This window comes from Pseudomonas sp. RW10S2 (assembly GCF_014268985.1).
GTDB classification, from domain to species: Bacteria; Pseudomonadota; Gammaproteobacteria; order Pseudomonadales; family Pseudomonadaceae; genus Aquipseudomonas; species Aquipseudomonas wayambapalatensis.
In genome coordinates, this window is sequence record NZ_JABWRO010000049.1 from 22,979 (window position 1) to 35,957 (window position 12,979).

Genomic DNA, 12,979 nt, shown 5'->3' on the forward strand with positions numbered 1-12,979 from the left:
GAGCCATGCAAGGCGCGATGATACGTCAGCAGCAACCCGTTACCGGCCGTAGCAAGCCGGTGCCACGTGGTGCCAGCCGACTGGTGGCCGACGAGCCCGTATCGGCGCGCCTGCCACGACCCAGTTTCGGTGGGTTGAAACGCCTGCTGTGGCCGGTGCTGCTGGTCGCTGCCGGCTTCGGTGCCTATGAAGGCGCGATCCGCTTGATGCCTTACGCCGACCGGCCGATCACCAAGATCGCCGTGCAGGGTGATCTGAGCTACATCAGCCAGCAGGCGGTGCAGCAGCGTATCGCGCCTTATGTCGCCGCGAGCTTCTTCAGTGTCGACCTGCCGGCGATGCGTGCGGAGCTCGAGCAGATGCCATGGATCGCCCACGCCGAAGTGCGTCGGGTATGGCCGGACGAGGTGGTGATCCGCCTCGAGGAACAACTGCCGGTAGCGCGCTGGGGCGATGAGGCCTTGCTCAACAACCAGGGCCAGGCGTTCACCCCGCGCGAGCTGGCCAACTATGAGCATTTGCCGCAGCTGTTCGGGCCGCAGCGCGCTCAGCAACAAGTCATGCAGCAGTATCAGGTATTGAGCCAGATGCTGCGCCCCATGGGCTTCTCCATCGCTCGCCTGGAGCTGCGCGAGCGAGGCAGCTGGTTCCTGACCACTGGCGCGGGTAGCGCCGGTCCTGGCGTCGAGCTGCTGTTGGGGCGCGATCATCTGGTGGAGAAGATGCGCCGGTTCATTGCCATTTACGACAAGACACTCAAAGAGCAGATCACCAACATCGCCCGCATCGATCTGCGATACGCCAACGGATTAGCGGTTGGCTGGCGGGAACCGAATGCACCGACGACGGCCCAACCCGCCGTTGCGAAGAATTAGAGAGAGGCAGGACCATGGCAAACGCGCATAGCGGCAAAATGATCGTCGGGCTGGACATTGGCACCTCCAAGGTGGTGGCGCTGGTGGGCGAAGTGGCGGCGGACGGCACCCTGGAGATCGTCGGGATCGGGACGCATCCCTCCCGCGGCCTGAAGAAAGGCGTGGTGGTGAATATCGAGTCGACCGTGCAGTCGATCCAGCGCGCGGTGGAAGAAGCGCAGCTGATGGCCGGCTGCCGTATCCACTCGGCGTTCGTCGGTGTTGCCGGCAACCATATTCGCAGCCTGAACTCCCATGGCATCGTCGCCATCCGCGACCGTGAGGTCAGCGTCGCCGACCTCGAGCGCGTGCTCGACGCCGCCCAGGCCGTGGCCATCCCGGCCGACCAGCGCGTGCTGCACACCCTGCCGCAGGACTACGTGATCGACAACCAGGAAGGTGTGCGTGAGCCACTGGGCATGTCTGGCGTGCGTCTGGAGGCGAAAGTCCATGTGGTCACCTGTGCGGTCAACGCCGCCCAGAACATCGAGAAGTGCGTGCGCCGCTGCGGCCTCGAGATTGACGACATCATTCTCGAACAACTGGCCTCGGCTTACTCGGTGTTGACCGATGACGAGAAAGAACTGGGCGTGTGCCTGGTGGATATCGGCGGCGGCACTACCGACATCGCCATCTTCACCGAAGGCGCGATCCGCCACACCGCGGTGATCCCGATTGCTGGCGACCAGGTCACCAACGACATCGCCATGGCCCTGCGCACGCCCACGCAGTACGCCGAGGAAATCAAGATCCGCTACGCCTGCGCCCTGGCCAAGCTGGCCGGTGCCGGCGAGACCATCAAGGTGCCGAGTGTCGGCGATCGTCCGCCGCGCGAACTGTCGCGCCAGGCCCTGGCAGAAGTGGTCGAGCCGCGTTACGACGAACTCTTCACCCTGATCCAGGCCGAGTTGCGTCGCAGCGGCTACGAGGACCTGGTGCCGGCCGGCATCGTCCTTACCGGCGGTACTTCGAAGATGGAAGGCGCCGTGGAACTGGCCGAAGAAATCTTCCACATGCCGGTACGCCTCGGCGTGCCGCACAGCGTTCGGGGGCTGAGCGACGTGGTGCGCAACCCGATCTATTCAACCGGCGTGGGACTGCTCACCTACGGCCTGCAAAAGCAGACCGAGGACCTGCCCCTGACCGGCAACAGCAGCAGCAACAGCTATGGCGATGAACCTAAGGCCCCGGTGCTTGAGCGCTTCAAGCGCTGGGTCCAAGGCAACTTCTAAGTTTCAAAGCAGTAGTGGTAGGCGCAAAAACTAGAGAACTGTAAGGAGAGGGAAAATGTTCGAGCTCGTAGACAACGTCCCGCAAAGCCCGGTCATCAAAGTGATCGGTGTCGGTGGTGGTGGTGGCAACGCCGTCAACCACATGGTCAAAAGCAGCATCGAAGGTGTGGAATTCATCTGCGCCAACACCGATGCCCAGGCGCTGAAGAACATTGGCGCACGCACCATCCTGCAACTGGGGACCGGTGTGACCAAGGGCCTGGGTGCCGGTGCCAATCCGGAAGTCGGTCGTCAGGCCGCGCTGGAAGACCGTGAGCGCATCGCCGAAGTGCTGCAAGGCACCAACATGGTGTTCATCACCACCGGCATGGGCGGCGGTACCGGTACCGGTGCTGCGCCGATCATCGCCGAAGTGGCCAAGGAAATGGGCATCCTCACCGTTGCGGTGGTGACCCGTCCGTTCCCGTTCGAGGGTCGCAAGCGCATGCAGATCGCCGACGAAGGCATCCGCATGCTGGCTGAAAGCGTCGACTCGCTGATCACCATCCCCAACGAGAAGCTGCTGACCATCCTGGGCAAGGATGCAAGCCTGCTGTCTGCCTTCGCCAAGGCCGACGACGTGCTGGCTGGCGCCGTGCGCGGTATCTCCGACATCATCAAGCGTCCGGGCATGATCAACGTCGACTTCGCCGACGTACGCACCGTGATGGGCGAGATGGGCATGGCGATGATGGGCACTGGCTGCGCCAGCGGTCCGAACCGCGCTCGTGAAGCCACCGAAGCGGCGATTCGCAACCCGCTGCTCGAAGACGTCAACCTGCAGGGTGCCCGCGGTATTCTGGTAAACATCACCGCAGGTCCTGACCTGTCGCTGGGTGAGTACTCCGATGTGGGTAGCATCATCGAGGCCTTCGCCTCCGACCACGCAATGGTCAAGGTCGGCACCGTGATCGATCCTGACATGCGCGACGAGCTGCACGTCACCGTGGTTGCCACTGGCCTGGGTGCGCGCATCGAGAAGCCGGTCAAGGTCGTCGACAATACCCTGCAGACCGCACAGCAGGTGTACGAGTCCTCCAATCCGGCCCCGGTTCGCCAGGAGCAGTCGGCGGTGAACTACCGTGACCTGGAGCGTCCGACCGTGATGCGCAACCAGGCGCATGCGGGCGCTGCGGCCGCGGCTAAACTCAACCCACAGGACGATCTGGACTACCTTGACATCCCGGCCTTCCTGCGTCGCCAGGCCGATTGATGGAATTTATCAGGGGTATAAGGGTGATTGGTGTTCAGCAAAGGCCGGGTCTGCTATCATTCTCAGCCTTTGTTGATACCAATTCGCAATTAGCGCTAAAGCGGCCAATGCCATGATTAGACAACGCACCCTGAAGAATACCATTCGTGCCACAGGTGTCGGCCTGCATTCCGGAGAGAAGGTCTACCTGACTCTCAAGCCAGCACCCGTGGATACCGGCATCGTTTTCCGCCGCGCCGACCTCGACCCTGTGGTCGAAATCCCGGCGCGTGCGGCCAACGTCGGCGAGACAACCATGTCGACGACGCTGGTCAACGGTGACGTCAAGGTCGATACGGTAGAGCACCTGCTCTCCGCCATGGCGGGCCTGGGCATCGATAACGCCTACGTCGAGCTCTCCGCCTCGGAAGTGCCGATCATGGATGGCAGCGCCGGACCCTTTGTATTCCTGATTCAGTCCGCCGGCCTGGAAGAACAGGACGCCGCGAAAAAGTTCATCCGCATCCTGCGCGAAGTGAGCGTGGAGGAGGGCGACAAGCGCGCCACCTTCCTGCCTTTCGACGGGTTCAAGGTGAGCTTCGAGATCGACTTCGATCATCCGGTCCTCAAGGGCCAGACCCAGAGTGCAGTGGTTGATTTCTCCAGCACGTCGTTCGTGAAGGAAGTCAGCCGAGCACGCACCTTCGGTTTCATGCGTGACATCGAGTACCTGCGCAAGCACAACCTTGCGTTGGGCGGCAGTGTCGAGAACGCCATCGTGGTCGACGAGACCGGTGTGCTCAACGAAGACGGACTTCGCTCCGATGACGAATTCGTCAAGCACAAGATCCTCGACGCCATCGGCGACCTCTATCTGCTGGGCAACAGCCTGATCGGCGAGTTCAAGGGCTACAAGTCCGGACACGCGCTGAACAACCAGTTGCTGCGCAAGCTGATCGCGGAAACGGACGCCTGGGAAGTGGTCACTTTCGAAGATGCCAGTACGGCACCGATCTCCTACATGCGCCCTGTTGCGGCCGTGTAAGTTCGAACACTCTCTAGTTCATTGAGGCCACCTTCGGGTGGCCTTTTTTATTGGCGCGCCCATGGCAGAGCAGTGTTTGGCACTTTCGGGAATAGCGCCGGGAACTTCAGGTCTTGTCGTGGGCGTGTGCAGCAAGCCGCTCCAGCGCGGCCCGCAGTTTTTCGTCACCAATGCCTTGCGCTGTCTCGCGCAGGCTTTGTGCCGCCTGTTGCGACAACTCGGTGGTCTGTGTCGGGCGGGCGGGGGCGCCGACGGGTGGTTGCACCTGGAATCTGATGCGCTGCAGGTTGGCGAAGGCGTCCATGGCGCGCAGCGTGGTCAGCAGGCGCTTCTGCTGGTAGCGCAGACGGGTGGCCCAATGGCCGTCGGTCACCACCAGGAGCAAACAGCCATCGCGCCAGGAGGCCACATGACAGTGTGCCCGGGCAGCGGGCTGCAACTGGCTTTCCAGCAAACGCTGCAGATGCTCGAGGCGCTCGGCCTGGTTGAGCAGCAGGCGCAGCGGCCTGGCCTGGCGCAGCAAGGCGGCGGGTGGCTGGGCGGAAGGGGGTTTGTAGGCCATCTGAGTACGCATGAGGTTACAAGATTGGCAGTCTAACAGATGCCACCAGGGCCGTTGCCTGTGCCGGACGCTTTGCCGGCAGCCCGCTGCTGAGGACGGTGCAGCGCGTGTGCGCGCAGGCCTGCGCGCGACGCGGCCCAACACGTTTCATGTCTGGCTGCCTTGAACTTGGTGAAAATGTCCCTATGTTAGAGAAGCCCCGTTAAAAGCGCTGTGCCAGCATCGTGGAAATCCACCACTTTCCTCACCAACGTTTCCGGGTAGAATGCTCGTTCGCATGCGGCCCAAGGGCTGCACGGGCGACTCACGGGGCCGCCCTCCATCCCTAAGTGTGGAAGATCCTGCCGATATGTTTGCGCCTTTGTTAAAAAAACTTTTTGGAAGCAAGAACGAGCGTGAAATCAAGCGCATGCTCAAGACGGTCAGCACCGTCAATGCCTTCGAAGAGAAGATGGTGGCCCTCTCCGACGAGCAACTGCGTGGCAAGACCGCAGAGTTCAAAGAGCGCCTGGCCAAAGGCGAAACCCTCGACCAGCTGTTGCCCGAAGCCTTCGCCGTGGCCCGTGAGGCCGGCAAGCGTGTCATGGGCATGCGCCACTTCGATGTCCAGCTCATAGGCGGCATGACCCTGCACGAGGGCATGATCGCAGAAATGCGTACCGGCGAAGGCAAGACCTTGGTCGGTACTCTGGCGGTATACCTGAACGCGCTGTCCGGCAAGGGCGTGCACGTGGTCACGGTCAACGACTACCTGGCTCGCCGTGACGCCAACTGGATGCGTCCGCTTTACGAATTCCTCGGCCTCAAGGTGGGCATCGTCTCGGCCTTCCAGCCGCCGGAGGAAAAGCGCGCCGCCTATGCTGCCGACATCACCTACGGCACCAACAACGAATTCGGTTTCGACTACCTGCGCGACAACATGGCGTTCAGCCAGGACGAGAAGTTCCAGCGTGAGCTGAACTTCGCCGTGATCGACGAAGTCGACTCCATCCTCATCGACGAAGCGCGTACCCCGCTGATCATCTCGGGCCAGGCCGAAGACAGCTCCAAGCTGTACATCGAGATCAATCGCCTGATCCCGCGCCTGAAGCAGCACATCGAAGAAGTCGAAGGCCAGGTGACTCAAGAGGGTCACTTCACCATCGACGAGAAGAGCCGCCAGGTCGAGCTCAACGAGGCAGGTCACCAGTTCATCGAAGAGATGCTCACCCAGTCCGGCCTGCTGGCCGAAGGCGAGAGCCTCTACTCGGCCCACAACCTGGGCCTGCTCACCCATGTCTACGCGGGCCTGCGTGCGCACAAGCTGTTCCACCGCAACGTCGAGTACATCGTCCAGGACGGTCAGATCCTGCTGATCGACGAGCATACCGGCCGCACCATGCCAGGCCGTCGCCTGTCCGAGGGCCTGCACCAGGCCATCGAGGCTAAGGAAAACCTGAACATCCAGGCCGAAAGCCAGACCCTGGCCTCGACCACCTTCCAGAACTACTTCCGTCTCTACACCAAGCTGTCCGGCATGACCGGTACCGCCGACACCGAAGCGTTCGAGTTCGCCCAGATCTACAGCCTCAACGTGATGGTCATTCCGCCGAACAAGCCGCTGGCTCGGAAAGACTTCAACGACCTGGTCTACCTCACCGCCGACGAGAAGTACGCAGCGATCATCGCCGACATCAAGGAAAGCATGGCCCAGGGCCGTCCTGTCCTGGTGGGTACCGCGACCATCGAGACCTCCGAGCACATGTCCAACCTTCTGCAGAAGGAAGGCATCGACCACAAGGTCCTGAACGCCAAGTATCACGAAAAGGAAGCCGAGATCATCGCCCAGGCCGGTGCGCCGGGCGCCCTGACCATCGCCACCAACATGGCCGGTCGTGGTACCGACATCCTGCTGGGCGGTAACTGGGAAGCCGAAGTCGCCGCACTGGAGAACCCGACCAGCGAGCAGATCGCGCAGATCAAGGCCGACTGGCAGAAGCGCCACCAGCAGGTTCTGGAAGCCGGTGGCCTGCACGTGATCGCCTCCGAGCGTCACGAATCGCGTCGTATCGACAACCAGTTGCGCGGTCGTGCCGGCCGTCAGGGCGATGCCGGTTCGAGCCGTTTCTACCTGTCGCTGGAAGACAGCCTGATGCGTATCTTTGCCTCCGACCGGGTGAAGAACTTCATGAAGGCGCTGGGCATGCAATCCGGCGAGGCCATCGAGCACCGCATGGTCACCAACGCCATCGAAAAGGCGCAGCGCAAGGTCGAAGGTCGCAACTTCGACATCCGCAAGCAGCTGCTCGAATACGACGACGTGGCCAACGAGCAGCGCAAGGTGATCTACCACATGCGCAACAGCCTGCTGGCTGCCGAGAACATCGGCGACACCATCGCCGAGTTCCGCAAGGAAGTGCTCGACGCCACCATCAGCCAGCACATTCCGCCGCAGTCGCTGCCCGAGCAGTGGGACGTGGCCGGTCTTGAGGCTTCGCTGTCCAGCGACTTTGCCATGAAGCTGCCGATCCAGCAGTGGCTCGACGAGGACGATCACCTCTACGAGGAAACCCTGCGCGAGAAGCTGCTGAACGAGATCACCACCGCCTACACCGAGAAGGAAGACCAGGCCGGCATCGACGCCCTGCGCACCTTCGAGAAGCAGATTCTGCTGCGCGTGGTGGACGACCTGTGGAAAGACCACCTGTCGACCATGGACCACCTGCGTCACGGTATCCACCTGCGCGGCTACGCCCAGAAGAACCCGAAGCAGGAGTACAAGCGCGAGTCGTTCACCCTGTTCCAGGAGCTGCTGGAGTCGATCAAGCGCGACACCATCCGTGTGCTGTCGCACGTCCAGGTCCGCCGCGAAGACCCTGCCGAAGAAGAAGCCCGCCTGCGCCGCGAGGCCGAGGCACTGGCCAGCCGCATGCAGTTCCAGCACGCCGCTGCCCCAGGTCTGGAAGGCGAGCAACTGAGCGAGGAGGGCGCCGATGTGGCCGTTGCCTCTGCGCCGGTTCGCAACGAACAGAAGCTGGGCCGCAACGAGCCGTGCTGGTGTGGTTCGGGCAAGAAATTCAAGCATTGCCATGGTCAGATCGAGTGATTCGATCCGTCACCTGACATCTACAGGGCCGCTTGACGGCCCATCGCGGCACAAGGCCGCTCCTGCAGGCATCGCACAGAACCTGTAGGAGCGGCCTTGTGCCGCGATGGGGCGCAAAGCGGCCCCGCTTTTCGCAAACCATTCATTTTCTAGGAGCGCTTCAATGGCTGTCGGTCTCGGTCCCCTGCCTACCCTGCACCCGGTTCCCGGTTTCGAACTCGGCATCGCTTCGGCGGGCATCAAGCGCCCTGGGCGCAAGGACGTGGTGGTGATGCGCTGCGCCGAAGGCTCCAGCGTTGCTGGCGTGTTCACCCTCAACGCCTTCTGCGCCGCTCCCGTGATCCTCTCCAAGCAGCGCGTGCAGGGGACCGTGCGCTACCTGCTGACCAACACCGGTAATGCCAACGCTGGTACCGGTGCGCCGGGCCTGGCCGCCGCCGAGCGCACCTGCGCCAAGCTGGCCGAGCTGACGGGCGTGCCTGCCGAGTCCGTGCTGCCATTCTCCACCGGCGTGATCGGCGAGCCGCTGCCGGTCGAGAAGATCGAAGGTGCGCTGCAGGCTGCGTTGGACAACCTTTCGGAAAACCACTGGGCCGAAGCCGCTACTGGCATCATGACCACCGACACCCTGCCCAAGGGTGCCAGCCGCCAGTTCCAGCACGACGGCGTCACCGTCACCGTCACCGGTATCAGCAAGGGTGCGGGCATGATCCGTCCGAACATGGCCACCATGCTCGGCTACATCGCCACCGACGCCAAGGTCGCCCCGGCTGTGCTCAAGGACCTGATGCTCGACGGCGCCAACAAGTCGTTCAACCGCATCACCATCGACGGCGACACTTCGACCAACGACTGCTGCATGCTGATCGCCACCGGCAAGGCCAACCTGCCGGAGGTGACCGAAGCGAGCGGCGCGCTGTTCGAGGCGCTGAAGAAGGCCGTGTTCGAGGTGTGCATGGAAGTGGCCCAGGCCATCGTCCGTGACGGCGAAGGCGCGACCAAGTTCGTCACCGTGCAGGTCAACGGTGGTGGTAATCACCAGGAATGCCTGGACGTCGGCTATGCCGTCGCTCATTCGCCGCTGATCAAGACTGCGCTGTTCGCCTCCGATCCCAACTGGGGCCGCATCCTGGCCGCTGTCGGCCGTGCAGGCGTGCCGGAGCTGGACGTCAGCCTGATCGATGTGTACCTGGACAGCGTGTGCATCGCCAGCAAGGGCGGTCGCAGCCCGAGCTACACCGAAGAGCAAGGCTCGGCGGTGATGGCCCAGGAAGAGATCACCATCCGTATCGAGCTGGGTCGCGGCCAGTGCAGCGAAACCATCTGGACCACCGACCTGTCCCACGAGTACGTGAAGATCAACGCTGAGTACCGTACCTGATCCACCCAAGGGCGCTCCCACACGCTCGCAGGCCTGTGGGAGCGGCCTTGTGCCGCGATGGGCTGCGCAGCAGCCCCGAATCCCAAGATTTAACGGAGCCGAACCATGAGCTATCACCTGATCATCGGCGACAAGCTGTATTCCTCCTGGTCGCTGCGCGGTGCCCTGGCCCTGGAGCTGGCAGGCGTCGGTTATGACGAGACACTGATCAAGCTCAACCAGCCCGATACTCGCAAGCGCCTCCTCGAATTCTCGGCCACCGGCAAGGTGCCGCTGCTCAAGACCGAGCACGGTGTGATCGCCGACTCCCTGGCCATTGCCGAATACCTCAACGAACAGCATCCCGAGGCGCAGCTGTGGCCGGCGGATGTCGCTGCGCGTGCCCAGGCGCGATCGGCTTGTGCGCAGATGCACAGCGGTTTCTTCGCCTTGCGTGGTGCGATGCCGTTCGATCTGTCGCGCGACCAGGCCCTGGACAGCGTGCCGCTCGAAGTGCAGGTCGATATCGATCGCATCGTCGCCTTGTGGGCGGAGTGCCGTCTGATGGCCAAGGACGGCGGCCCGTTCCTGTTCGGACGGCCTACACTGGCCGATGCCTTCTTCGCCCCGGTGGCAGTGCGTTTGCGTACCTATCGTGTGCAAGTGCCTGCGGATGCCGCGGCCTACATCGAAACGATCTACAACTGGCAAGCCTTCCAGGCTTGGCAGAAGGCGGGCCTGCTGGAGCGTAAAGGGTGAAGCGGATTCATGTAGTTGCAGCGGTCATTCGCGGCGCCGACGGGCGCATCCTGATCGCACGTCGCGCCGACACCCAGCACCAGGGAGGCCTGTGGGAGTTCCCCGGCGGCAAGGTGGAGGAGGGGGAGGGCGTCGAGGCCGCGCTGGCCCGTGAGCTGCACGAGGAGTTGGGTATCGCCGTCAGCGCCTCTCGGCCGCTGATCAAGGTCAGCCATGACTACCCGGACAAGCAGGTGCTGCTGGACGTGCGTGAGGTGTCGGCCTTCAGCGGCGAGCCCCACGGCGCCGAGGGCCAGCCATTGGCGTGGGTTGCGCCGCGAGATCTGGAGCAATATGCGTTTCCCGAGGCCAACAAACCGATCGTGGCGGCTACGCGCCTGCCGGACCAGTACCTGATCACCCCGGATGGGCTCGATACCCCCGTGTTGCTGCGGGGCATCCAGCAGGCAGTGGCCTCGGGTATCAGGCTGATCCAGTTGCGTGCGCCAGACATGTACGACCCCAAGTACCGCGATGTGGCGGTGGATGCGGTCGGCCTCTGTGCGGGCAAGGCCCTGCTGATGCTCAAGGGGCCACTGGAGTGGCTGGGTGACTTCCCGTCCGCGGGTTGGCACCTGACGGCGGCGCAATTGCGCAAGTACGCTGCCAAGGGGCGACCGTTTCCGCAGAATCGCTGGCTGGCGGCGTCCTGCCATGGCGCCGAGGAACTGGAGCTGGCACGGCAGATGGGCGTGGATTTTGTCACCCTGTCGCCAGTGCAGCCGACCCAGACCCACCCCGAGGCCACGCCGATGGGCTGGGAGGAGGCGCAGCGGTTGATCGCAGGCTTCAACCAGCCGGTGTTCCTGCTGGGCGGGGTCGGGCCGGGTGAGCGTGAGCGTGCCTGGGAGGCTGGCGCGCAAGGTGTTGCAGGGATTCGGGCGTTCTGGCCCGAAGTCTGAATATCTGGGGCCGCTTTGCGGCCCCGATAATTTCAGCCCTGCGGTTTCTCGGCAGGCTGCCACAGCACCTCGGCTATCCCCTGGCGTCGCCCGATGATCCGCGATGCGACAAACAGCAGGTCCGACAGCCGGTTGATGTAGGCCAACCCCACCCCTTCAAGCGGTTCGATGGCATTCAACTGCTGGCAGCGCCGCTCCGCCCCCCGCGCCTGGGCGCGGCACACATGGGCCTGGGCCACCAGTGCCGAGCCGCTGGGCAGAATGAAATTCTTCAGCGGCCCTAGCTCCTCGTTCCACCTATCGATGGCCGCTTCCAGGCGTTGTACTTCCGCCTGGTCCAGCGCCTGGTAGCTGGGCATCGCCAGCTCGCCGCCGAGGTCGAACAGACGATGCTGACAAGGCGCCAGCACCTCGCTCAGTTCATCCAGGCCGTGCTCGGCCAGCCCCGCGAGCAGCACGCCCAACTGGCTGTTGAGCATGTCCACCTCGCCGATGGCTTCGATGCGCGGATGATCCTTGGGGACGCGGCGACCGTCGCCAAGGCCGGTCTCGCCCTTGTCGCCGGTGCGGGTGTAGATCTTCGACAGGCGATAGCCCATGTCATGCCTCCGTCTTGGCCGAGGGCATGGCCCCCAGCGGGCTCAAGGGCAGGCGCAGGGTGAAGCAGGTGCCCTGGCCTGGGGTGGAATGCACCTCCATCTGCCCTTTGTGGTTGTTGGTGATGATGAAGTACGAGACCGAAAGGCCCAGGCCGGTGCCCTGGCCAATCTCCTTGGTGGTGAAGAACGGCTCGAAGGTGCGCTTGCGCACCGATTCGGGCATGCCGATGCCGTTGTCTTCCACCTGGATTTCGGCCCACGGCGGATTGAGGCGAGTGCGCAGGGTGATGCGACCGGGTTCGCTGGGTGCCGGGCGCTGATGGATGGCCTGGGCCGCGTTCTTCAGCAGGTTGAGCAGCACTTGTTCCAGCTCGTTGGCGGTGCAGGGCACGGGGCCGAGTTCGGGGTCGAACTGGCGGACGATGGCCTGGCCCTTGAAGTCGAAGCCCTCCGTCAGGTCGAAGTCGTTGCCGGCGATTTCCACCGCCTGGTCGATCAAGGCGGGCAGGTTGCAAGGCGCCAGTTGGCGGTTGCTGCGGCGGCTGAAACTGAGCATGTGGGTGACGATCTTCGCGGCCCGCGCGCCGGCTTGCTGGATGCCGTCGAGCAGTTGCGGCACTTCGCGGCTGTCCAGGTAGCGGTTGATGCTGGCCAGGTCGATGCCCAGTTCCTCGGCCTGTTCCTGATTGCGCGGTAGTTCCGGCGACAGGCGTCGACGAATGTTCTGCACGTTGTGCAGGATCGCGCCCAGCGGGTTGTTGATCTCGTGGGCCATGCCTGCCGCCAGCCCGCCGACCGAGAGCATCTTTTCCGACTGCACCATCATTTCTTCCAGCGACAGGCGCTGGGTGATGTCGTCGATGCGGATCACCACCCCGCGCCCGCCGCCGCCGGTCAGCGGGTAGAACGTGAGCGCGTAGTGGCGTGGCTCGTCGTCCTTGGGCCAAGTGACCCGCTCGACCTTCGCTACCCGGTGTTTTTCCACCGTCTCCTTGAGCTGTGGCAGGAATGGCTTGAGTGGCTCGAAAGCGATGAAGATGGGTTGGTTCAGCGCCTCGTCCAGCGGCGTTCCGGAAAGTACGGTGGCTTCCTGGTTCCATTGCGTGACGTAGAGCTGCTCGTCGAGGGCGATGAGTGCCGAAGGCATGGAGTCGATGATGCTGTTCAGGTAATTCTGGAAGCCTGTCAGCTTTTTCTCGATCTTGCTGCGTACCTGGACTTCCAGCTCCAGCTTGCGGTTGGTGTGGCGGG

At 63.3% G+C, this 12,979-nt stretch carries 11 protein-coding genes; 8 read left to right on the forward strand and 3 right to left on the reverse strand.

From position 1 onward, the window contains the following. Positions 1 to 5 precede the first annotated feature (5 nt). From HU729_RS12835 to lpxC, 4 genes are all read left to right on the forward strand, one after another. The gene (locus tag HU729_RS12835; RefSeq protein ID WP_186668035.1) at positions 6 to 875 is read left to right on the forward strand and encodes a cell division protein FtsQ/DivIB; all 870 of its coding nucleotides are present in this window, start codon (positions 6 to 8) and stop codon (positions 873 to 875) included. A 14-nt stretch (positions 876 to 889) separates the two neighbouring features. Continuing rightward, a complete protein-coding gene (gene ftsA / locus HU729_RS12840) occupies positions 890 to 2,146 on the forward strand; it encodes a cell division protein FtsA (protein ID WP_054894012.1) in 1,257 nt (418 codons plus the stop codon). 55 nt (positions 2,147 to 2,201) lie between these two features. Next, positions 2,202 to 3,398, forward strand: a complete 1,197-nt coding sequence (ftsZ, locus tag HU729_RS12845; protein ID WP_054894013.1) for a cell division protein FtsZ — start codon at positions 2,202 to 2,204, stop codon at positions 3,396 to 3,398. A gap of 112 nt (positions 3,399 to 3,510) precedes the next feature. Then, the gene (gene lpxC, locus HU729_RS12850; protein WP_054894014.1) at positions 3,511 to 4,422 is read left to right on the forward strand and encodes a UDP-3-O-acyl-N-acetylglucosamine deacetylase; all 912 of its coding nucleotides are present in this window, start codon (positions 3,511 to 3,513) and stop codon (positions 4,420 to 4,422) included. A gap of 106 nt (positions 4,423 to 4,528) precedes the next feature. On the opposite strand, the gene HU729_RS12855 is transcribed toward lpxC, so the two are convergent. Next, positions 4,529 to 4,984 (reverse strand): DciA family protein, encoded by a 456-nt coding sequence (locus tag HU729_RS12855; RefSeq protein ID WP_186668033.1) that lies wholly within the window; start codon positions 4,982 to 4,984, stop codon positions 4,529 to 4,531. Between the two features lie 349 nt (positions 4,985 to 5,333). Between HU729_RS12855 and secA the strand changes: the two genes are divergently transcribed. The 4 genes from secA (at position 5,334) to HU729_RS12875 (ending at position 11,129) form a co-directional block, all read left to right on the forward strand. Beyond that, positions 5,334 to 8,069 carry a preprotein translocase subunit SecA gene (secA, locus tag HU729_RS12860; protein ID WP_186710312.1) on the forward strand — a complete coding sequence of 912 codons (2,736 nt, stop codon included), beginning with the start codon at positions 5,334 to 5,336 and terminating at the stop codon, positions 8,067 to 8,069. Between the two features lie 163 nt (positions 8,070 to 8,232). Further along, positions 8,233 to 9,450, forward strand: a complete 1,218-nt coding sequence (gene argJ / locus HU729_RS12865) for a bifunctional glutamate N-acetyltransferase/amino-acid acetyltransferase ArgJ (RefSeq protein ID WP_186668030.1) — start codon at positions 8,233 to 8,235, stop codon at positions 9,448 to 9,450. Between the two features lie 105 nt (positions 9,451 to 9,555). Continuing rightward, the gene (locus HU729_RS12870) at positions 9,556 to 10,188 is read left to right on the forward strand and encodes a glutathione S-transferase family protein (RefSeq protein WP_186668028.1); all 633 of its coding nucleotides are present in this window, start codon (positions 9,556 to 9,558) and stop codon (positions 10,186 to 10,188) included. Then, positions 10,185 to 11,129 carry a Nudix family hydrolase gene (locus HU729_RS12875; protein ID WP_186710313.1) on the forward strand — a complete coding sequence of 315 codons (945 nt, stop codon included), beginning with the start codon at positions 10,185 to 10,187 and terminating at the stop codon, positions 11,127 to 11,129. Before HU729_RS12870 ends, HU729_RS12875 begins: the two co-directional genes overlap by 4 nt. Before the next feature lie 32 nt (positions 11,130 to 11,161). On the opposite strand, the gene HU729_RS12880 is transcribed toward HU729_RS12875, so the two are convergent. Next, a complete protein-coding gene (locus tag HU729_RS12880; RefSeq protein WP_186668024.1) occupies positions 11,162 to 11,728 on the reverse strand; it encodes a cob(I)yrinic acid a,c-diamide adenosyltransferase in 567 nt (188 codons plus the stop codon). 1 nt (position 11,729) lies between these two features. Further along, a partial coding sequence (locus HU729_RS12885) for an ATP-binding protein (protein ID WP_186710315.1) occupies positions 11,730 to 12,979 on the reverse strand: 1,250 nt, incomplete at its 5' end.